General features: G+C 66.6%; 22 protein-coding genes. 18 read left to right on the top strand and 4 right to left on the bottom strand.

What is annotated here, in order from left to right; all coding sequences use genetic code 11:
• Nucleotides 1-112 precede the first annotated feature (112 nt).
• Nucleotides 113-2,002 (top strand): alpha/beta hydrolase family protein, encoded by a 1,890-nt coding sequence (locus MNAB215_RS03625; protein WP_077077494.1) that lies wholly within the window; start codon nucleotides 113-115, stop codon nucleotides 2,000-2,002.
• Here the strand turns inward: MNAB215_RS03625 and MNAB215_RS03620 are convergent.
• Entirely contained in the window at nucleotides 1,989-2,915 is a 927-nt protein-coding gene (locus MNAB215_RS03620) for a class I SAM-dependent methyltransferase (RefSeq protein ID WP_077077493.1), read from the bottom strand. The genes MNAB215_RS03625 and MNAB215_RS03620 overlap by 14 nt on opposite strands.
• Before the next feature lie 73 nt (nucleotides 2,916-2,988).
• On the opposite strand from MNAB215_RS03620, the gene MNAB215_RS03615 reads away from it, so the two are divergent.
• The 13 genes from MNAB215_RS03615 to MNAB215_RS03555 all read left to right on the top strand — a co-directional run bounded on the left by MNAB215_RS03615 (nucleotide 2,989) and on the right by MNAB215_RS03555 (nucleotide 15,717).
• Nucleotides 2,989-4,410: an NAD(P)H-hydrate dehydratase gene (locus MNAB215_RS03615; protein WP_077078388.1), complete on the top strand. Its 1,422-nt coding sequence runs from the start codon at nucleotides 2,989-2,991 to the stop codon at nucleotides 4,408-4,410.
• Nucleotides 4,411-4,439: 29 nt separating this feature from the next.
• Nucleotides 4,440-5,825, top strand: coding sequence for a glutamate decarboxylase (gene gad / locus MNAB215_RS03610; RefSeq protein ID WP_077077492.1), 1,386 nt, complete (start codon nucleotides 4,440-4,442; stop codon nucleotides 5,823-5,825).
• Between the two features lie 249 nt (nucleotides 5,826-6,074).
• Entirely contained in the window at nucleotides 6,075-7,241 is a 1,167-nt protein-coding gene (gene alr / locus MNAB215_RS03605; protein ID WP_217348902.1) for an alanine racemase, read from the top strand.
• 52 nt (nucleotides 7,242-7,293) lie between these two features.
• The gene (locus MNAB215_RS03600; RefSeq protein ID WP_083746050.1) at nucleotides 7,294-8,346 is read left to right on the top strand and encodes an alpha/beta fold hydrolase; all 1,053 of its coding nucleotides are present in this window, start codon (nucleotides 7,294-7,296) and stop codon (nucleotides 8,344-8,346) included.
• A complete protein-coding gene (gene tsaE / locus MNAB215_RS03595) occupies nucleotides 8,339-8,803 on the top strand; it encodes a tRNA (adenosine(37)-N6)-threonylcarbamoyltransferase complex ATPase subunit type 1 TsaE (protein ID WP_077077489.1) in 465 nt (154 codons plus the stop codon). The genes MNAB215_RS03600 and tsaE overlap by 8 nt, the downstream gene beginning before the upstream one ends.
• A complete protein-coding gene (tsaB, locus tag MNAB215_RS03590; RefSeq protein WP_077078387.1) occupies nucleotides 8,800-9,423 on the top strand; it encodes a tRNA (adenosine(37)-N6)-threonylcarbamoyltransferase complex dimerization subunit type 1 TsaB in 624 nt (207 codons plus the stop codon). The genes tsaE and tsaB overlap by 4 nt, the downstream gene beginning before the upstream one ends.
• Entirely contained in the window at nucleotides 9,420-9,908 is a 489-nt protein-coding gene (gene rimI / locus MNAB215_RS03585; RefSeq protein ID WP_077077488.1) for a ribosomal protein S18-alanine N-acetyltransferase, read from the top strand. The genes tsaB and rimI overlap by 4 nt, the downstream gene beginning before the upstream one ends.
• Nucleotides 9,905-10,939 (top strand): tRNA (adenosine(37)-N6)-threonylcarbamoyltransferase complex transferase subunit TsaD, encoded by a 1,035-nt coding sequence (gene tsaD / locus MNAB215_RS03580; protein WP_077077487.1) that lies wholly within the window; start codon nucleotides 9,905-9,907, stop codon nucleotides 10,937-10,939. The genes rimI and tsaD overlap by 4 nt, the downstream gene beginning before the upstream one ends.
• Before the next feature lie 238 nt (nucleotides 10,940-11,177).
• Entirely contained in the window at nucleotides 11,178-11,480 is a 303-nt protein-coding gene (gene groES / locus MNAB215_RS03575; protein ID WP_077078386.1) for a co-chaperone GroES, read from the top strand.
• 88 nt (nucleotides 11,481-11,568) lie between these two features.
• The gene (gene groL, locus MNAB215_RS03570; RefSeq protein WP_077077486.1) at nucleotides 11,569-13,185 is read left to right on the top strand and encodes a chaperonin GroEL; all 1,617 of its coding nucleotides are present in this window, start codon (nucleotides 11,569-11,571) and stop codon (nucleotides 13,183-13,185) included.
• A 276-nt stretch (nucleotides 13,186-13,461) separates the two neighbouring features.
• On the top strand, nucleotides 13,462-13,788 hold the full coding sequence (locus MNAB215_RS29610) for a hypothetical protein (RefSeq protein ID WP_165691522.1): 327 nt from the start codon (nucleotides 13,462-13,464) through the stop codon (nucleotides 13,786-13,788).
• Between the two features lie 122 nt (nucleotides 13,789-13,910).
• Nucleotides 13,911-14,279, top strand: a complete 369-nt coding sequence (locus tag MNAB215_RS03560; protein WP_077077485.1) for a SpoIIAA family protein — start codon at nucleotides 13,911-13,913, stop codon at nucleotides 14,277-14,279.
• 241 nt (nucleotides 14,280-14,520) lie between these two features.
• A complete protein-coding gene (locus MNAB215_RS03555; protein WP_077078384.1) occupies nucleotides 14,521-15,717 on the top strand; it encodes an alpha/beta hydrolase family protein in 1,197 nt (398 codons plus the stop codon).
• Between the two features lie 40 nt (nucleotides 15,718-15,757).
• Here MNAB215_RS03555 and MNAB215_RS30460 read toward each other — a convergent pair whose 3' ends face one another.
• Both MNAB215_RS30460 and MNAB215_RS29385 read right to left on the bottom strand, forming a co-directional pair.
• A complete protein-coding gene (locus MNAB215_RS30460) occupies nucleotides 15,758-15,889 on the bottom strand; it encodes a hypothetical protein (RefSeq protein ID WP_281253274.1) in 132 nt (43 codons plus the stop codon).
• A gap of 5 nt (nucleotides 15,890-15,894) precedes the next feature.
• A complete protein-coding gene (locus MNAB215_RS29385) occupies nucleotides 15,895-16,083 on the bottom strand; it encodes a hypothetical protein (protein ID WP_217348901.1) in 189 nt (62 codons plus the stop codon).
• A gap of 224 nt (nucleotides 16,084-16,307) precedes the next feature.
• Between MNAB215_RS29385 and MNAB215_RS03545 the strand changes: the two genes are divergently transcribed.
• Together MNAB215_RS03545 and MNAB215_RS03540 are read left to right on the top strand one after the other, a co-directional pair.
• On the top strand, nucleotides 16,308-17,174 hold the full coding sequence (locus tag MNAB215_RS03545) for a hypothetical protein (RefSeq protein WP_077077483.1): 867 nt from the start codon (nucleotides 16,308-16,310) through the stop codon (nucleotides 17,172-17,174).
• 114 nt (nucleotides 17,175-17,288) lie between these two features.
• Entirely contained in the window at nucleotides 17,289-18,821 is a 1,533-nt protein-coding gene (locus MNAB215_RS03540) for an adenylate/guanylate cyclase domain-containing protein (RefSeq protein WP_077077482.1), read from the top strand.
• On the opposite strand, the gene MNAB215_RS03535 is transcribed toward MNAB215_RS03540, so the two are convergent.
• Complete coding sequence (locus tag MNAB215_RS03535; protein WP_077077481.1) at nucleotides 18,802-19,263, bottom strand: OsmC family protein; 462 nt, start codon at nucleotides 19,261-19,263, stop codon at nucleotides 18,802-18,804. The two genes, MNAB215_RS03540 and MNAB215_RS03535, sit on opposite strands and share 20 nt — an antisense overlap.
• 95 nt (nucleotides 19,264-19,358) lie before the next feature.
• Between MNAB215_RS03535 and MNAB215_RS03530 the strand changes: the two genes are divergently transcribed.
• Nucleotides 19,359-19,772, top strand: coding sequence for a Zn-ribbon domain-containing OB-fold protein (locus MNAB215_RS03530; RefSeq protein ID WP_077078383.1), 414 nt, complete (start codon nucleotides 19,359-19,361; stop codon nucleotides 19,770-19,772).
• A complete protein-coding gene (locus tag MNAB215_RS03525; protein WP_077077480.1) occupies nucleotides 19,772-20,980 on the top strand; it encodes a thiolase family protein in 1,209 nt (402 codons plus the stop codon). Before MNAB215_RS03530 ends, MNAB215_RS03525 begins: the two co-directional genes overlap by 1 nt.
• The last annotated feature ends 78 nt before the right edge of the window (nucleotides 20,981-21,058 follow it).

Raw genomic sequence — 21,058 nt, 5'->3', positions numbered from 1 at the left:
CGTCGGAAGCAATCGACCGGACCACGCCACGTCGGCGTATTGGTCCACACACGGTTCTCACGCAGTGTCGCGGTACTCGGGATGTCGCTGCAGAGCATGGAGGGCTGAGGTAATGGGGCACCAGGTGCGCGAGCTCTACGGCGCGTCGCTGTCCCCTGACGCCACCGCGTTCGCTCACCTTGTCGAGGACGGCGGCTATCCCCGGGCGGTCCAGCGCTTCTTGCGAGGCTGGCGGGCCACCTCTTCGCGGGATGTGGAGCTTCCGGTCGAGGGTCCGGTCTCCCGCGTCATCCACTCCGCGGACGGTCAGTGGCTCGCGTGCGAGGTGGCGCTCGACGGGAGCGGATCGCGCAGCCAAATCTGGGTCGTCACCACCGATCCCGATGACCGCATGGCCCGGCGCATCGACCACGAAGAGGCCGGGACCGCCGAGCTCATCGCGTGGGACGGCACCCTGGTGGCGGCGATCCTGACCGGCGAGGACGGGGTGGGGCGGTCGTGCCTGATCGATCCGGCCGACGGCCGTCACACCGTGCTGGACCGCCGCTCCGGTGGCCGACTGGTCGACGCCTGGGCCGGGGCGGCGCTGATCAGGGTGGGGCCGCGCGGCTACCACGAAATGATCATGATGTTCGGACAGACCGAAATAGGTTTGCTCCCTTCAGATCCCGGCTCCACGACCGCCGAAGGCATCATCCTCGACGACCACCAGCCCCGACGCCTGCGCTTCGGGCTCACCGGTGAGCAGACCAAGCTGTACTACCCGGGGACCGGTGCCGACGGATACGTGCGGGCGCTGATCCGCAGCGACAACGGCTGTGAGTACGCCCGGCTGCTGGAAGTGACGGTCACGCTGGACGGCATCACGTATTTCGTGGTGGCCGAGCGCCCCGACTGTGAGCTCGCCGAGTTCGCCGTCAGTGACGACCTATCCACTGTCGCATTGCTGTGGAACCTGCAGGGGCGCAGTGAGTTACAGATTCTCGAGTACACCGATTACACGCTGTCCGAGCCGATTCCGCTGCCCGGGCCGGTCGCCAGCGAGCTGTCCATCAGTGCGGGCGGTTCGATGGTCGCGATGACCGTCGAGGGGCCAGACTTGCCGCGAACCGTGGAGTTGGTCGACCCGCGTGCGCGGGAATGGCAGCGCATCGACACCGAACGTGAGCAGGGTGCGGCGATCCCCGGCATCTTCGCCGAGTCGCTGACTATTACGGCGCGCGACGGGCTGAGCCTGAACGCCTGGCTGTACCGCCCGATCAACGCCGGCGCCTCGGCGGGCGCGGCCATTTTCCTGCACGGTGGTCCGGAAGGGCAGGCGCGGCCCGGATACAACGACATCTTCTCGCGGCTGGTCGAAGACGGGATCAGTGTGATCACGCCAAATGTCCGCGGCTCCGGGGGTTTTGGGCGAACATTCGTGCACGCCGACGACAAGGAAAAGCGGTTCGCCGCCATCGACGATGTCGCCGACTGTGCGCGCTTCCTGGTGGACAACGGCCTCGCCGAGCCGCATCGCATCGCATGCGCGGGCTGGTCGTACGGCGGCTACCTGACGCTGGCGTCCCTGACGTTTTATCCCGGTCTGTTCGCGGCGGGCATCAGCATCTGCGGGATGAGCGACCTGAGCACGTTCTACCGCAACACCGAACCCTGGATCGCCGACTCCGCGTATCCCGAATACGGGCATCCCATCGGCGACCGCGAACTGCTCGAGTCGTTGTCACCCCTGCTGCGGGCCCACGCGCTGGTAGCGCCTTTGTTGGTGGTGCATGGGGCCCACGACACCAATGTGCCGGTCAGCGAATCAGAACAAATCGTCGACGCACTACGCGAACTCGGTCGCGAGGTGCGCTATCTGCTGTTCGGCAACGACGGACACGGCATCATCAAGCGCGAGAACCGCGCCGTGCTGGCCGCGGCGATGAGCGAGTGGATGATCAGGGCGTTCGACGCCGCGGAAGGTCTCGGGCTCGATCGCGCCGCGTCTAGTTCCGGATAGCGGTGACGTAGTGCAGCGAGGCGAGTGTCGCCGTGCGGTCACCGGTGACGGCCGGCAACGAAAGACCATAGGCGCCAGCCAATTCCGGCACACTGGTGGCGGTCGTCGCCCAGCCGTGGGTGTCCAGATACTCGACCACGTCGTTGCGGTCACCGGCGTACCACAGGTCGGTCATCTCGATGTCGAAGCCGTGGTCTCGCCACTGGTCGGTGACCTCACGCATCCGATCGGCCATCGTCTGCACGGCGTCACCGGCGCCCTGCAAGTTCTCGGTGGCCAACTGACTTCCCGCCGGGCTTAGCGCAGAGATGTTGTCCAGCAACCGATCCTGAGCATCGGGCGGCAAGAACGGCAGTAGGCCCTCGGCGCTCCACGCGGTCGGCTGGGCGGGGTCATAGCCCGCGGCGCGCAGCGCGGCCGGCCAGTCGTGGCGAAGATCGACCGGGACGGCCCGCCGATCGGCGGTGGGGGCGGCGCCGAGTTCGGTCAGCGTCGAGGTTTTGAACTCGATGACCTTCGCCTGGTCGATCTCGAAGACCGTGGTTCCGGCGGGCCAGGGCAGTCGGTAGGCCCGCGCATCCAACCCCGAGGCCAAAATCACCGCCTGGCGGATGCCCGCGTCAGCCGCGGCCAGGAAGAACTCGTCGAAAAACCGGGTGCGCACGCCCATCATGGCGCCCATGCGCTGCATGCCGAAGTCGCCGTTGTCGTCGACATGCGCGGGATCCAGTTCGCCGCTGGCGAGACGGGTGAAGAAATTCACGCCGACCGCGCGGACCAACGGCTCGGCGAAGGGGTCGGAGATCAGGGGGTTGGGTCCCCGGCTGGCCAGCGCGCGCCCGACCGCTACGCCGGTCGCGGTCGCTCCCACGCTGTTGCTGAGGTCCCAGGTGTCATCGTCTGTGCGTGCCATGAAATCGAATCTACGGACGGCTCCTTAACGTGCGCTGTGCGTAATGACAGCCGGGCATGGAATCCTGACTGTGATGCGGCATTACTACTCCGTAGACGCGATCCGCGACGCCGAAGCGCCGCTACTGGCGAGCCTGCCCGACGGCGCGCTGATGAGAAGGGCGGCCTATGGGCTTGCCACCGAGATCATCGGCGAGCTGACTGCCCGCAGCGGCGGGGTCGCCGGCCGCCGGGTGTGTGCCGTTGTCGGCTCGGGCGACAACGGCGGCGACGCGTTGTGGGCGACCACGTTTGTGCGCCGTCGCGGCGCCGTGGCCGAGGCGATACTGCTCAACCCGGACCACACCCACCGCAAGGGTCTGGCGGCGTTCCGCAAGGCAGGCGGCCGCGTCGTCGAGCGTGTCTCGCCGGGCACCGATCTCGTCATCGACGGGGTGGTGGGCATCTCCGGCTCGGGTCCGCTGCGACCGGCGGCGGCCGAGGTGTTCGCGGCGGTCGATGATGCCGGCATCCCAGTGGTGGCCGTCGACACTCCCAGCGGCATCGACGTGGCCACCGGCGCCATCAGCGGCCCCGCCGTGCACGCCGCGCTGACCGTTACCTTCGGCGGGCTCAAGCCCGTGCATGCACTCGCCGACTGCGGCAACGTCAGGCTGATCGACATCGGCCTGGACCTGCCGGCGACGGACATGCTGGGCTTCGAGGCCGGCGACGTCGCGGCGCGCTGGCCGGTGCCCGGCCCGCATGACGACAAGTACACCCAGGGTGTCACCGGTGTGATGGCCGGTTCGTCGACGTATCCGGGTGCCGCCGTGCTGTGCACCGGGGCCGCGGTGGCGGCCACCTCCGGCATGGTTCGCTACGCCGGCAGCGCGCACAGCGAGGTCCTCGCGCGCTGGCCCGAGGTCATCGCGGCGCCGACCCCGGCCGCGGCCGGACGGGTGCAGGCCTGGGTGGTGGGCCCCGGGTTGGGCACCGACGACAAGGGTGCCGCTGCGCTGTGGTTCGCGCTCGGCACCGATCTGCCGGTATTGGTGGACGCCGACGGGCTGACCATCCTGGCGGCGCACCCCGACCTGGTGGCCAACCGCGCCGCCCCGACGCTGCTGACGCCGCACGCCGGTGAATTCACCCGGCTGGCCGGGCATCCGCCCGGGGACGACCGGGTCGGTGCCACCCGCAAGCTGGCCGACGCGCTCGGCGCGACCGTGCTGCTCAAGGGCAACGTCACCGTCATCGCCGACCCCGGCGGCCCCGTGTACCTGAACCCGGCCGGGCAGTCCTGGGCGGCCACGGCCGGATCCGGCGATGTGCTGTCCGGCATGATCGGCGCACTGCTGGCCGCGGGGCTCCCGGCGGCCGAGGCCGCCGCGGCCGGCGCCTTCGTGCACGCGCACGCGGCCGCGCTGTCGGCCGCCGACCCCGGCCCCGGCGAGGCGCCCACCTCCGCGTCGCGCATCGTCCCGCACATTCGAGCCGCCCTGGCCGCCCTGTAGCCCCAAGCCGTCCAACGAAAGGATCCATCGTGACCCTGAGCCATCCGTCCGTGCCCACTCACTCGATCGCGCCCGCCTACACCGGCCGCATGTTCACCACCCCGGTGCCCGCGCTGCGGCTGCCCGAGGAGTCGATGGACCCCGACGCCGCGTACCGCTTCATCCACGACGAGCTGATGCTGGACGGCAGTTCGCGGCTGAACCTCGCGACCTTCGTCACCACCTGGATGGATCCCCAGGCGGACAGGCTGATGGCCGAGACGTTCGACAAGAACATGATCGACAAGGACGAATATCCGTTGACCGCGGCCATCGAGCAGCGCTGCGTGTGCATGGTGGCCGATCTGTTCCACGCCGAGCACCTCAGCGACGCAGACCCGTCCAGCGCCATCGGGGCGTCCACCATCGGGTCCAGTGAGGCAGTCATGCTGGGCGGGCTCGCCCTGAAATGGCGCTGGCGCGCCAAGGTGGGCAAAGGCTGGGAAAAGCGCACCCCGAACCTGGTGATGGGCTCCAATGTCCAGGTCGTGTGGGAGAAGTTCTGTCGCTACTTCGATGTGGAACCGCGGTATTTGCCGATGGAGGAGGGGCGCTACGTCATCACTCCCGAGCAGGTCGTCGCCGCCGTCGACGAGGACACCATCGGCGTGGTGGGGATCCTGGGCACGACCTACACCGGTGAACTCGAACCCATCGCCGAGATCTGCGCCGCGCTGGACAAACTGGCAGCAGAGGGTGGCGTGGACGTTCCGGTGCATGTGGACGCCGCCAGCGGCGGCTTCGTGGTGCCGTTCCTGCACCCCGAACTCAAATGGGACTTCCGGCTGCCCCGGGTGGTGTCGATCAATGTCAGCGGGCACAAATACGGCCTGACCTACCCCGGTATTGGCTTCGTGGTGTGGCGCAGCAAGGAGTACCTGCCCGAGGACCTGGTCTTCCGGGTGAACTACCTGGGTGGTGACATGCCGACCTTCACGTTGAACTTCTCAAGGGCGGGCAACCAGGTGATCGGCCAGTACTACAACTTCCTGCGGCTGGGCCGTGAGGGCTACACGCAGGTCATGCAGAGTTTGTCGTCGACCGCCCGCTGGCTTGCTGAACAACTGCGCGAAGCCGACCACTGTGAGCTGATCTCGGACGGTTCGGCGATCCCCGTCGTCGCCTTCCGGCTCGCGCGTGGCCTGGGCTATACCGAGTTCGACGTCTCCCACGAGCTGCGTGGGTACGGCTGGCAAGTGCCGGCCTACACCATGCCCGACAACGCCACCAACGTCTCGGTGCTGCGCATCGTCGTGCGCGAAGGGCTCTCCGCCGACCTGGCCCGGGCCCTGCACGACGACGCCCGTAGCTCGCTGGCATCGCTGGACAAACTCAAGCCCGGCGGCCACTACAAGGCGGAGCACTTCGCGCACTAGGTGTCGCATCCGCCACTGTCGGGCGCTATCGGGGATGACCGTCGTGGTGCCCGCCTCCGAGCGACGATGTATGCGCCGCCCGCTTGACATTCGTCCCGGCTGTGGTGATTTGTCGCTCGGAGGCGGGCACACTGTGGGTTTCACGACGCCGGGGCGGGTGTGGCAGTTGGGGCACAAGGGGCACCGCTGAGGCTCGGCTCAGCGCCCGTTGGATCGGAATGCCGGAACGGTTCTGGGACAATGGCGGCCGTGCCCGTTACGCCAACATCCCTGACGCCCGGCGTCCTCGCCGAGGCCGTGGTGGACCTCGGCGCGATCGCCCACAACGTGCGGGTGCTTGCTGAGCACGCCGGTGCCGCACAGGTGATGGCGGTCGTCAAGGCCGACGGCTACGGCCACGGGGCCACCGAGGTCGCCCGTGCCGCCCTGGCCGCTGGGGCGGCCGAGTTGGGTGTCGCCACCGTCGCCGAGGCGCTGGCGCTGCGCGCCGACGGCATCACGGCGCCGGCGCTGGCCTGGCTGCATGCTCCCGGCACCGATTTCGGGCCGGCGCTGCTGGCCGACGTGGAGATCGCGGTGTCCTCGGTGCGCCAACTCGACGAGGTCCTGGACGCGGTGCACCGGACCGGCCGCACAGCGACAGTGACGCTCAAGGTCGATACGGGGCTGAACCGCAATGGCGTCCCCGCCGCGCAATACCCGGTGATGCTGACTGCGTTGCGCCAGGCCGTCGCCGAGAACGCCATCCGACTGCGAGGTCTGATGTCGCATCTGGTCTTCGCCGACCAGCCGGGCAATGCCATCAACGACGTTCAGGCCCAACGGTTTACCGACATGTTGACTCATGCGCGCGATCAGGGCGTGCGGTTCGAGATCGCCCACCTGTCGAATTCATCGGCGACGATGTCACGCCCCGACCTGGCCTTCGATATGGTCCGGCCCGGCATCGCGGTATACGGCCTGAGTCCCGTTCCCGAGCGCGGTGACATGGGACTGACACCGGCGATGACGGTGAAATGTGCTGTCGCGCTTTTGAAGTCGATTCGTGCCGGTGAGAGCGTCTCGTATGCGCACACCTGGACCGCCGAGCGCGATACCACCGTGGCGCTGATGCCGATCGGATACGCCGACGGCGTCTTCCGGTCACTGGGCGGGCGGCTGGACGTACTGATCAACGGCAGGCGGCGGCCCGGTGTCGGCCGGATCTGCATGGACCAATTTCTCGTCGACCTCGGTCCCGGGCAGATCGATGTGGCCGAAGGCGACGAGACGATCCTGTTCGGTCCGGGCACCCGGGGCGAACCCACCGCCCAGGACTGGGCCGACCTGATCGGCACCATCCACTACGAAGTGGTGACCAGTCCTCGGGGGCGTATCACCAGAACGTATCGCGAGGCCGAAACCGTTGATCGATAACAAGACTCGCAAGCGCCACTGGGGTAGGGCGTGGCTTGCGGGAGGGGCGGGGCTGACGGCGGTCGCCACCATCGTCGCGGCCTCGCTCCGCCGGTCCGTCACCCAGCGCGCCGTAGGAGTCGAAGACCCTTACGCCGACGAGGATTTCGAGCGGATGGACAGCGACCGGGCCTACGTGGTGACCACCCCCGACGGGGTGTCGTTGGCGGTGCGCGAATACGGCCCCTTGGACGCGCAGGTGACCGTGGTCTTCATCCATGGATTCTGCCTGCGTATGGGCGCCTTCTACTTTCAGCGCAAGCGGCTGGCCGAGAAGTGGGGACCGCGGGTGCGCATGGTCCTCTACGACCAGCGCGGGCACGGGCGATCCGGCGAAGCCTCACCCGAGACCTACACGCTGACGCAGCTGGGTCGGGACCTTCAGAGCGTGCTGATCCGGGTCGCGCCGCGCTCGGTGGTCGTGTTGGTCGGCCACTCGATGGGCGGCATGACGGTGTTGTCGCACGCCCGCCAGTTCCCCGAGCAGTACGGGCACCGGATCGTCGGTGCGGCCCTGATCTCGACGGCTGCCGAAGGGGTCACTCGCTCGCCGCTGGGTGAGATACTGAAAAACCCTGCGGTAGAAGCATTCCGATTCACCGCGCGCTCCGCGCCCAAACTGATGCACCGCGGCCGTAACGTGTCGCGGTCACTGATCGGCCCGGTGCTGCGGGCGGCGTCGTACAGCGATCTGCAGGTCAGCCGCAGCCTCGATGCCTTCTCGCAGCGCATGATGAACGGGACCCCGATCCCCACCCTGCTGGGCTTCTTAAACGCCTTGGAAGTGCACGACGAAACGGCCGGGCTGTGGACCCTGGTGAAGATCCCGACCTTGATCGCATGCGGTGACCACGACCTGATCACACCGGACGAATACTCGCGGAAGATGGCCGCATCGCTGCCGCTGTCGGAGTTGGTCATCGTCACCGGGGCCAGCCACCTGGCGCTGCTGGACAAGCCCGAAGCCATCAACGACGGGCTGGTCCGGCTGGTCCACCGGGCAGTGCCCGGCAAGATGGGTCTGGCGGCACGCCGGATTCGGGAACGGTTGCGCCGCCATGCCTGAGAGGTCGGGTACCGCGACCTGCGAGCGCGTCGAGGACACCGTCGCGCTGGGATCCACGCTGGCTCAGCAGCTGCGCGCCGGCGACGTGGTGGTGCTCTCCGGTCCTCTCGGCGCGGGAAAGACGGTGTTGGCCAAGGGAATTGCCGACGCCATGGACGTCGACGGACCGGTCACCTCGCCGACGTATGTGCTGGCCCGGGTGCATCCGCCGCGGCGGCCCGGCGCCCCAGCGATGATTCACGTCGACGTCTACCGGCTGTTGGACCACCGAGATGCCGATCTGCTGGGCGAGCTCGACTCGCTCGACCTCGAGACCGACCTCGAGGATGCGGTCGTGGTGGTGGAATGGGGCGAGGGCCTCGCCGAACGACTCTCCGAGCGCCACCTCGACATTCGCCTGGAGCGGGTCAGCCAGTCCGACGTGCGGATCGCGACCTGGAAGTGGAACTGCTCGTGAGTCTGATCCTCGCCCTCGACACCTCCACCCCGGCGGTGACCGCCGGGGTGGTCCGGCTGCCCGACCACACGATCCTGGCCGAACGGGTCACCGTCGACGCGCGGGCACACGCCGAACGGCTGACCCCGAACGTGTTGGCCGCGCTCGCCGATGCGGGGCTGACGATGGCCGACCTCGACGCTGTCGTCGTCGGCTGCGGTCCCGGCCCGTTCACCGGACTGCGCGCTGGCATGGCGACCGCCGCCGCTTACGGTCACGCGCTGGATATTCCGGTGCACGGGGTGTGCAGCCTGGACGCCATCGGTGTGCGAACGACGGGCGACACCCTGGTGGTCACCGACGCCCGCCGGCGCGAAATCTATTGGGCCCGATACCTTGACGGGGTCCGTACCGACGGCCCGGCGGTCGACGCGCCCGCCGACGTCGACCCCGGCACGGCGCGGGCGGTCGCCGGATCCCCCGAGCACGCGGCGTTGTTCGACCTGCCAATCCGAGAACCCGTCTACCCGACACCGGCCGGCCTGGTCGCCGCGGTACCCGACTGGTCGGCGCGTCCGCAGCCGTTGGTGGCGCTGTATCTGCGCCGGCCCGATGCCAAACCATTGGCGGCGCAACAATGACCGCCCCGGAGCCGGTCACCATTGGCGCACTGACATCCGGGGACGCCGAGCGATGTGCGGAGCTCGAGGCGCAGTTGTTCGACGGTGACGATCCGTGGCCGGCGGTGGCGTTTGAACGCGAATTGGCAAGTGCTCATAACCATTACGTGGGCGCGCGCACCGCGGAGAAGTTAGTGGGTTACGCCGGCATCTCCAGGCTGGGCCGTACACCGCCGTTTGAGTACGAGGTGCACACCATTGGCGTCGACCCGGCCTACCAGGGCCACGGCATCGGCCGCCGGCTGCTCGACGAGCTACTGGGATTCGCCGAAGGCGGTGTCGTGTACCTGGAGGTCCGCACCGATAACGAGGCGGCGATCGCCCTATATCGCAGTGTGGGTTTCGAGCAGATCGGCCTGCGCAAGCGGTACTACCGGGTCAGCGGTGCCGACGCCTACACGATGCGGCGGGCGGGGGCACCTCCCGCTTGCGGGGGAGCGCTATGACGAACATCCTGGCGATCGAAACATCCTGCGACGAAACGGGAGTCGGCATCGCGCGGCTTGACGCCGACGGCAGCGTGACGCTGCTGGCCGACGAGGTGGCCTCCAGCGTCGACGAGCATGTCCGGTTCGGTGGCGTGGTACCCGAAATCGCATCCCGCGCCCACCTGGAGGCGCTCGGTCCGGCGATGCGCCGCGCCCTGGCCGCCGCCGGCCTGGACCGGCCCGACATCGTCGCGGCCACCATCGGGCCCGGCCTGGCGGGCGCCTTGTTGGTGGGAGTTGCTGCGGCCAAAGCATATTCGGCCGCCTGGGGAGTTCCCTTCTATGCCGTCAACCACCTGGGCGGGCACCTGGCCGCCGACGTGTACGAACACGGTGCGCTGCCCGAGTGCGTGGCGCTGCTGGTATCCGGCGGGCATACCCACCTGCTGCATGTGCGTTCACTCGGCGAGCCGATCGTCGAGCTGGGCAGTACCGTCGACGACGCCGCGGGCGAGGCCTACGACAAGGTGGCCCGGCTGTTGGGGCTGGGCTATCCGGGCGGCAGGGTGCTCGACGAGCTGGCCCGCACCGGTGACCGCGAGGCCATCGCGTTCCCGCGCGGCATGACCGGGCCGGCCGACGACCCGTACGCGTTCAGCTTCTCCGGGCTCAAGACCGCCGTCGCCCGCTATGTGGAAAGCAACCCGGACGCCGCCCGCCTTGCCAAGGCCGATATCGCCGCGGGGTTCCAGGAAGCGGTCGCCGACGTGCTGACCAAGAAGGCGGTGCGTGCCGCGGCCGCCCTGGGTGTTTCGACGCTGCTGATCGCGGGGGGAGTGGCCGCCAACTCGCGACTGCGCGAGCTGGCGACCCAGCGTTGCGCCGACGCGGGGCTGACCGTGCGCATCCCCCGGCCGGGGCTGTGCACCGACAATGGGGGCATGATCGCGTCGTTTGCCGCGCACCTGGTTGCCGCCGGGGCGGTGCCCTCGCCGCTGGATGTGCCCAGCGACCCGGGCCTGCCCGTGGTAAAAGCCCAGGTGGGCTGAGCTCAGAGCGTAATTCTGAGGGAAGCAGCGGGGTGGTCTTGAGTGCTAGCACTCGCATGTATAGAGTGCTAGGTGGCAATCGGCCAAGCCCTGTGTCGGCTCCCGCGACGACGGCGCTCGGGCACGGTCGGATGCCGAATCATCTGATAATCGGGCGGTTCGGGGGAAGCCTCGGACCGGCCGCCAACTCCGGCCCGGGGGATACCCGGGCCCGATCCAAACAGTGGAGGCTCCAATCGTGGCGAAGGTGAAGATCAAGCCACTCGAGGACAAGATTCTCGTGCAGGCCAACGAGGCCGAGACCACGACCGCGTCCGGTCTGGTTATTCCTGACACCGCCAAGGAGAAGCCGCAAGAAGGCACTGTCGTCGCAGTCGGCCCCGGCCGCTGGGACGAGGATGGCGCTAAGCGGATCCCCGTCGACGTGTCCGAGGGTGACACCGTCATCTACAGCAAGTACGGCGGCACCGAGATCAAGTACAACGGCGAGGAGTACCTGATCCTGTCGGCACGCGACGTGCTGGCTGTCGTTTCCAAGTAAACAACCGTGTTCCGCCCCGGCGATCCCCGTGTGAAGACGCGGGTGATTTCCGGGGCGGCACGCGTTTTGCCCCACCTAAAGGAGCCTGATGAGCAAGTTGATTGAGTACGACGAAACCGCGCGTCGTGGCATCGAGGCGGGCGTGAACAAGCTCGCCGACGCGGTCCGGGTGACGCTGGGGCCGCGCGGCCGGCATGTGGTGCTGGCCAAAGCCTTCGGCGGACCGACCGTCACCAACGATGGCGTCACCGTCGCACGTGAGATCGACCTGGAAGACCCGTTCGAGAACCTGGGTGCCCAGCTGGTGAAGTCGGTCGCGACCAAGACCAACGACGTTGCCGGCGACGGCACCACCACCGCGACCGTACTGGCCCAGGCGCTGATCAAGAGCGGCCTGCGCCAGGTGGCTGCGGGCGCCAACCCCATTGCCTTGGGGGTCGGCATCAGCAGGGCCGCCGACGCCGTGTCCGAGGCGCTGCTGGCGGCGGCCATCCCGGTGAAGGGCAAGAAGGGCATTGCCCAGGTGGCCACGGTCTCCTCGCGTGACGAGGTGATCGGTGAGTTGGTCGGCGAAGCGATGTCCAAGGTAGGCACCGACGGCGTGGTCAGCGTCGAGGAATCCTCAACGATGAACACCGAGCTGGAGTTCACCGAGGGCGTCGGCTTCGACAAGGGTTTCCTGTCGGCGTATTTCGTGACGGATTTCGACTCCCAGGAAGCCGTGCTCGATGACCCGCTGATCCTGTTGCACCAGGAGAAGATCAGCTCGCTGCCCGACCTGCTGCCGATCCTCGAGAAGGTCGCCGAATCCGGCAAGCCGCTGCTGATCATCGCCGAGGACATCGAGGGCGAGGCGCTGGCCACGCTGGTGGTCAACTCCATCCGCAAGACGCTCAAGGCTGTCGCGGTCAAGTCGCCGTTCTTCGGCGACCGGCGTAAGGCCTTCCTCGAAGACCTGGCGATCGTGACGGGTGGCCAGGTGGTCAACCCCGACGCGGGCCTGGTGTTGCGCGAAGCCGGCCTCGATGTCTTGGGCTCGGCCCGTCGCGTGGTGGTCAGCAAGGACGACACCATCATCGTCGAGGGCGGCGGCAAGAAGGACGCGGTGGAAAAGCGCGTCAAGCAGCTGCGAGCCGAGATCGAGAACACCGACTCGGAGTGGGACCGCGAAAAACTGCAGGAGCGGGTGGCCAAGCTGGCCGGCGGCGTGGCCGTCATCAAGGTCGGGGCCGCCACCGAGACCGCGCTCAAGGAGCGCAAGGAAAGCGTCGAGGACGCCGTCGCGGCAGCCAAGGCGGCTGTCGAAGAGGGCATCGTCACGGGCGGCGGATCGGCACTCATCCAGGCCGGAAAGGTGTTGGAGAAGCTGCGTGAGTCGCTCAAGGGCGACGAGGCTACGGGCGTCGATGTGTTCGCCGACGCTCTCTCCGCGCCGCTGTACTGGATCGCTTCCAACGCCGGGCTCGACGGTGCGGTCGCGATCAGCAAGGTCCGTGAGCTGCCGTTAGGGCACGGATTGAACGCGGCCACGCTGAAGTACGGCGACTTGGTTGCCGAGGGTGTCATCGACCCGGTCAAGGTCACCCGGTCGGCGGTGGTAAACGCGGCGTCGGTGGCCCGGATGGTGCTCACCACCGAGACGGCGATCGTGGAAAAGCCCGCCGAGCAAGAGGACGACCACGGGCACGGACACCACCACCACTAGGTCAAGCGGTTACGAAACACCCCCGGCCGGATGGTCGGGGGTGTTCTCGTCAGCGGCTTGGTCTCAGTCCCGCTGGTACGACGCGTTTCGCAGGGCGGGTCGATTTAGACGGTTACGTCGCGGAGCCCGACGGCAAAGCGCACGCCCGAGCAGTTGTAGCACCCCACACACCCGATGCAGTTTGTGCAGCCGAAGCAACCCAGGCACGCGATACAACGCTTGCATAATGCACACGCCACACATGCGACACTCCCAGCGACCGCGAGTGACATTGCGGTGACGATACTTCCGGCGACGGCGGCGCTGCCGGCTGTGGCGATTGATCCTGCCACGGCGGTACTGGCGACTGTCGCGACCGAGCCAACCACGCCGGCACTGGCCACGGTTGCCGCCGATCCGGTCACCGCGGTGCTGGCCACGGTAGCCATCGACGCAGCTACCGCGGTGCTGGCAGTCGTGGCTTTGGAGACGACGATACTGTCGTCGGCGTCAAGGGATTTGACCATTTCGTTCACTTTCGGTCAGGGTGCGCCGGGTTTCTCGCCGTTGTCGACATCTGTACGGCGCCGTCGCGTGCTGAGGCCGTTACTCGTCAAGGCATGACACTAGCGTCGTCTTCGTCCGCGGATACTGACCTAAGACCCTTTGCTTGATGACCTTGTCCTGGTTCCGGCCGGCTTGTGCCGACGCGAGGATGGTGACGTGTCCATAGTCAAGGAGCCGACATGATCGATTACCAGTTGGACAAACCCCACTCGATCCTTCGGGTGCGGCCTGAATCATCGCTCGATAAAAGCGACTTCGCTGAACTTGCCAAAGTCGTCGACCCCGAGATCGAGGCAGGCGGTGCTCTCGCCGGCCTCATCATCGACGCGCCGCACTTTCCGGGGTGGGACAGCTTCGGGGCGCTGGTGACTCACATGAAGTTCGTGCGCGATCACCACAAGCATGTCAAGAAGATCGCGGTCGTAACCGACTCACACCTCGGCGATTTCGCCGAGCATCTGGGCTCACATTTCATCGCAGCAGACATCCGCCACTTTCCTGCCGGTCAGATCGAGCAGGCCCAAAACTGGATCATTGGCGACGAGTAGTGCGCCAACTGACAACTAAGTAGTGCCCAAAAGAAACACCCCCGCGAAGTTGCCGGGGGTGTTTCTTTTGGGAACGGTAGCGAACGCAAGAGTGGCCCTGGATCCGAGATACGTGCTGCCCGGAAGGCATCGATAGCCAACGCTTATCGACTCTTCGCAAACCCGTATTGGACGAGCGGTGGACCGGCCCGGCATGGTTGCAGCAGAGGAGCTTTCGGTCAGCAAGCCAGGAGAAGAGACTGTGGATTTCATTTTTCAGGATGAGGCCTTCAAGTTTGAGACGTTGCGTGCCGCTGGATTCGCCGGCGATGCCGGCGCAGACCTGGGCGAAGTGATTGTCACGACGGCTCAGATCCCTGAGGGTGACGAGGATGCGTGGACGGTGGCCTGGCGCTCAATCGCCGAACGTATCGCGCAAAGGGGCGAGGCCTCATTGGAGGTGGGGGACGGCGTCAGTGCGCGGGAGGCGTTCTTGAGGGCGTCGAGCTACTACCGATCGGCCGAGTTCTATCGGCGCAAAGACCCACTGAACGACCCTCAAGTGCTCGAGCTGTCGCGACTGTCCAAGGAATTCTTGGTCAAAGCGGGCGCTTTGATGGATGGCCCATTTGCCGAAGTGACCATTCCGTACCCGGACGGTGAGATGCCGGGCTACCTGTTCCTCGTCGACGACAGCGGGCAACCGCGGCCGACCGTGATCTACACCAACGGCTTCGATTCCACGCGCGAGGAGAGCTACTTCGTCATCGGTGCCGCAGCGCTACGGCGCGGCTACAACTTCCTCGCCTACGACGGACCCGGTCAGGGCGCGATGATCCGGGAGGCGAAGGTGCCCTACCGTCCGGATTGGGAAAATGTCCTTGGGCCAGTCGTCGACTACGCGATGACTGTTCCTGAAATCGATAACGACAAGATCGTCCATTTCGGCTACAGCCTCGGTGGTTATCTGGTGGCGCGGTATGCGGCCCATGACCATCGGTCGGCGGCGATCGTCTGCAACGACGGCATGACGACCTTCTATGCGTCTTACCCGCCGATTCCGGCGGACGTGCTGCGCCTCATTGAGGAGGAGCGCGACGACGAAGCGATTCCGTTACTCGAGGCCATGGCGAAGGACGACACCAACGCCCGCTGGGGATTGCAGAACGGAGTCTGGGTCAACGGGGTGGCAAACTTCGCGGAATACGTCCGCAGCACCGCCGACTACACGTTGACCGACAGCGACATTCACAAAATTCAGACGCCGGTCCTGCTGCTTGAGGGAGAAGACGACACGGTGTTTGCGGGCCAGGCCGCCCACGTCGCAGGCGAATTGCGGGCACCGCACGAACACGTCGTCATGCACAGTGCGGACGGTGCCGGTGCACACTGCCACGAAGGTGCGATGTATCTGCTACACCAGACGATCTTCAACTACCTGGCCAAGGCACTCGGCTGATCAGTCATCGCGATGGTCGTCGGCTGACTCTCGGTCGCGATCAACTCTCGATGCCGGCACTGCCCTCGAGCTTCGCGAGGAAGTGCTCGACCATCGCAAGCGTGTTCTGGTGGCCGGTCGAGACTCCGAGGGAGTCCTCCATCACCATCACCCGGGATACGGCCGCGATCACGACGCTCAACGCATTTCGGCCGTGAGGGCTGTGACGTCGGGGTCGCTGCTCACTTCCCACAGGGCGCGTAATGGCTTGGGCGAAGCCAGCGCTCGCGCGAACGCGTCCCGGCTGCGGGTGGTTGCCTGGCGGACGAGGGCCGACAACAGGTCGTCCATCGACGCGAAGTAGTAGTGCACCAGTTGCGCACCCACCACCTCGGATTTCTCGCCGCGTGCGGGCCTTCCGCGAGCCTCTTGGGGACTGTACAGTCGCTCAGCGGTGCTGTACAGGCGTTCAGCACCGCCTATACGATCGTCTAGAACCGTTGTCTGGAGGCGCGTGATTCCGCCAATCTGCCAGTGCGCGAACGTGATTGCGGGTCCACCGCCGGCCATGGCCGGCCATTCAACCAAGCAATAAACAGGAGGACGACGCAGTGACCGGACAATTGCGGGACATCAGGGAGTTCAGCGACGACCCGGATGCGTATCGGGACGAGCTGTACCGGCGGTGGACGGGCCTGCTGAGCTACCGCTACATCGGCCGGCGCCATTCGACGATGAATGTCGGCGAAGTAGACGACACGGTGACGATCCGTCGGGATATGCGCAACGAAGCGGGCGGAATCATGGTGGCGCCATTGGCGATTTCCTCACCTGAGGGATGCCAGACCGACCTTGTGGCCGTGCCGAACCCGGTGATCGCGTCGGTGCAGATCATCGATCCGGGCTACGACGTCAAGCGCATCGAAATCGTCGACTCGGGCAATGTGCACCAGGGCCGGATGATGGGCTATGGCCGGTGCAAGATCGTCGACGCCGACAACCCCGACCGGGTGATCGCTTTCAACGAGGGCCAGGGCGCGATCATCGGGACCCCGCCGGAAGGCCTTGACAGGATGGATGTTTCGGGGACCGATCTGATTATCGAGGACTCCCCGGAGCTGCCCCCCTTATGGGAAGCCTTCGGTGCATCCAAACGACCGGACGGCAGCTGGACGTTGCCCGCGCTGAGCGCCGAGCTGGCATCCCCGGACGCGGCTCTGCACATCGGCCCGCAGCACGTCGTCCTTGAAACCGCGGCGATCGACCTCGCCGCGGAGGCGACGGGAACCCGGAAGATACAGGTCGTGAGCTGGCACGTGATGTTCATGTCGCGGGGCAAGGTCGGCCCATTCCGGGTGGCGGGTACCGCCCACACGTCCGGATCGGGGAAGGTCGGCGTCCGGATGCTCCTGCACGACGAGGGCAATGGCGACAAGGCAGTCACGTCCGCCGCAGCGGTTTTCGACATCATCGGCTGAACCGACCTCGCCGGAATCGGCGACTCGCTCCACACCCGTTCACGGCGTTATGAAATCACCCCGGCTTCGCCAATAATCGCAGCTCAAGCGCCCATGGGCGTTTAGCATCGCGCCATGGACCGTATCTGGCAGTGGACGTGGGATCGGTACAGCGCGCGATACTCGTGGGCGGTTTTCGTCGTCGGGCTGCCCTTGATACTGACGACCTTCCTCTTCTGGTCGGTTCTGATCATGGCTGTACAGGGGGGCGGTCGGTACGTCGAGGCGGCCGCCGTTGCCGCCGTCGCCGCGCTGGCGTCGTGGTACGTGACGGTGCTTCCCGGTATCGGCCGCAGTCGCCTGGTGGAGCGGTGGGCGGCCGGTCGGGAGGTCGATCGGGCGAGCGCACTGGACGCCACCTACGCCTGGACCCGGGGATCGGTTGTCCGAGCGGTGGTGTTCAACGCCGTCTGGACCGCCCTGATGTCGATTGTTGTCGGCGCAATCGCCGGCGCGAGGGGGTCGCCACTGGTCCAGTACGGGGTCCTGGGCGCCCTGGTAGGAATGGCCGTCCAGGCAACCGGTGTGCACAGCATCGCGGAAGCAGGGGTGCGGCCGGCCAGAATCGCGATCGCCGGTGGCACGGCGATTGGGGATGACCTGCCCCGCTCTCGTCCGACCTTCGCAATGTGGTCGGGTGTGGCCCTAGTGGCGAGCTCGTTCCTCTTCGCTGTCGACGGCGCCATGGTGACCGCGGCCGTATTCCGTTGGACCCGTGCGGAACCGATGCTCTTTGCAGTGATCGGGTGCGCGTTGGCGGTGGGCTTCGGGATGCCCATGACCGTCGGTGCCGCGCTCGCACCATCGCTGCGGCCGATTCGCGATCTCGCCGAGGGCACCGAACGTGTCGCGGCCGGCGACTACAGCCGGCGCCTTCCGGTCGTCCAGGACGACGACCTCGGAGCCCTGGCGGCGTCGTTCAACCGGATGCAGGCGGGTTTGGCTGAGCGGCAACGACTTCAGGTCGCGTTCGGCAGCTACGTCGACCCGGGCCTGGCGGCACGCCTGATCGAGCAGGACGACCATGTCTTCACCGGCGAGCGCCGCGAGGTGACCGTGATGTTCGTCGACATCCGCGACTTCACCCCGTTCGCCGAATCCAACTCCGCCGAGGACACCGTCGCCCGGCTCAACGCTCTCTTCGAAATCGTGGTGCCCGCCGTCGTCGAGGCCGGCGGACATGTCAACAAGTTTCTCGGCGATGGCGCTCTTGCCGTGTTCGGCGCGCCCAACGACCTCGCCGATCATGCCGACGCGGCGGTGACCGCGGCGGTGTTGATTCAACGCCTCGTCGCCGAGCGGTTCTTCGGCGAGTTTCGGATCGGCATCGGGGTCAACACCGGCAAGGTGATCGCCGGCACCATCGGTGGGGGAGGCAAGCTCGAGTTCACCCTCATCGGCGACACCGTCAACGTCGCGGCCCGCGTCGAGCAACTCACCAAGACCACCGGTGACGCAATCCTGCTCACCCAGCAGACGGTCGACGCCCTGGAGTCCGGACTGCCCGGGCTCATCGACCGTGGATCGCATGCGCTGAAAGGTAAGTCCGCCGCCGTGCAGGTCTTCGGCCTCGACCCCGCGGTGGGTGCTACCGCATCGACGTGGTGATGTGCACCTCCGAGGTCAGCGTCTGATGAACGGGGCAACGATCGGCGATGTACCGCAGCCGTTGCCGCTGATCGTCATCGAGATCGCCGACGATTTCGAGGTCGCGATCGATATGGTCGATCCATCCCTTGGTGGTCTCGCAGTCGGCGCAGTCCTGAGCGTGAATCCGCGAGTGCCGCAACGTTACTCGAACCCGTTCCAGCGGCCAGCCTTTGCGGTCGGCATACATGCGCACGGTCATCGAGGTACACGCGCCGAGCGCAGCCAGTAGCAGATCGTAGGGGGTTGGCCCCGCGTCGTCGCCGATCGGCTTGGGCTCGTCGGCGACCAATTGGTGGCGCCCGGCGGTGATCTGTTGTGTATAGGTCCCGGATCCTGCTCCGGTCACGGTGACCGTGCCCTCCGGCGACGCCCCGTCCTGGTCGGTCTGCTGGTTTGTCATGCAGTTCTCCTTGGCGGTGTGCGGCCGTCGGTACCAGGCTATCGAGGGCTGACTGCCAAGCGATACCGTCGAAGACACCAACGATGGAGGTGCGCATGTCCGGGCAGATCCCGCTGGTCGACTATCTGGTGCTCAACGACGGTCAACCGCACTTGGTCGCGCGGGAATGCGTCAACTGCGCAGCCCGGTTCTTCGACCGACGTAACGCATGTGCCAACTGCTTTGCCACCGAATTCGCGACCGTCCCGATCGCGACCGAGGGCACGGTGCGCGCCTTCACCATCGTGACCTTCGCAGCACCCGGGATTCCGACGCCGTTCGTGGCGGCGGTGGTCGACTGCGACGGCACCCAGGTTCGCGCCAACCTGATCAACGTCGAACCCGATCCCCAGCACGTCTTCGACGGCATGGAGGTCCGTCTTGCCACCCAATCGATTGGCACCGACTCCGCGGGCACGGAGGCGGTCGGGTTCGGCTTCGAACCCGCCTCTGCAACGAAGGAGTCCTGATGAGCGCGAGTGACGAGGTCTGGATCCTCGGCATCCAGATGACCAAGTTCGGCAAGCATCCCGACCTCGACACGATCGACCTGGCCGCCGAGGCCGCCATGGGTGCGCTGTCGGACGCGGGCGTCACGATGGCGGACATCGGGGTGATCGCCGCGGGCAATCTGATGAACGCGAGTGCCGGTATCGGCCAACAACTTCAGAAGCAGATCGGCCAGACCGGCATCCCGGTGTACAACGTCGCGAATGCCTGCGCGACCGGTGCCACCGCGCTGCGCACCGCGATCATGGCCGTCAAGGCCGGTGAGGTGGACTACGGCCTGGCGGTTGGTGTCGAGAAGCTCGCGGGTGCCGGCCTCCTCGCGGGTGGGGCCAAGAAGAAGGACGCGGACACTTGGACACCGGCGGGCCGCTACGGTGCGGTCGCGGGCATCGACGGCAGGATAGGCACCGAGACGATGCCGGGCGTCTTCGCCCAGATCGGCGTCGAATACGGCCACAAGTACGGCGGCACCAGCTTCGAGTTGTTCGCCAAGATCAGCGAGAAAAATCATGCCCACTCCACGCTGAATCCCCTTGCGTCATACCAAAAACGATTCACCCTCGAGCAGATCATGAACGACGTCATGATCGCGTACCCGAACACGCGCCCGATGTGCTCGGCGAACTGCGATGGTGCCGCGGCCGCCGTCGTGTGCAGTGGCGAGACGCTGAAGTCGCTGTCGCTCGAGCAGCGCAGGCGAGCCGTGAAGGTGTCGGCGTCGGTCCTGACGACCGACCCCTACGAAGAAGGCTGCCAGGTGTTGCCGAACGTCAACACGCTCACCCGAAAGGCCGCCACCATCGCCTACGAGCAGGCGGGCATCGGACCGGCCGACCTCGATCTCGTCGAGTTGCACGATTGCTTCGCCACCGCCGAGTTGGTGCACTACGACAACTTGATGCTGTGCGAAGAGGGCGGCGCCGCGGACTTCTTCAACTCGGGTGCGACCTGGCGTGACGGCTCGACCCCGGTGAACGTCTCGGGCGGGCTGGAGTCCAAGGGCCATCCCATCGCGGCCACCGGCATCGCTAACGTGTGGGAGATCTGTCACCACCTCCGCGGCGAGGCGGGGGACCGCCAGATACAGGACGCGAAAGTTGGCCTGGCCCATGTCATCGGACTCGGTTCCGCGTGCGGCGTGCACGTCCTGGAGAAGTCGACGGCATAGGCTATCGCGGTAGTTCGTGGCATCACGTCCCGTGGGGGTGTTCTGTTGCGGCAGTTCAAGTTTGCGGGGTCACGCCCC

The sequence above is a fragment of the Mycobacterium numidiamassiliense genome (assembly GCF_900157365.1).
GTDB classification, from domain to species: Bacteria; Actinomycetota; Actinomycetes; order Mycobacteriales; family Mycobacteriaceae; genus Mycobacterium; species Mycobacterium numidiamassiliense.
The sequence above is the reverse complement of the archived record's forward strand: the minus strand, read 5'-3'. Positions and strand labels throughout refer to the sequence as shown.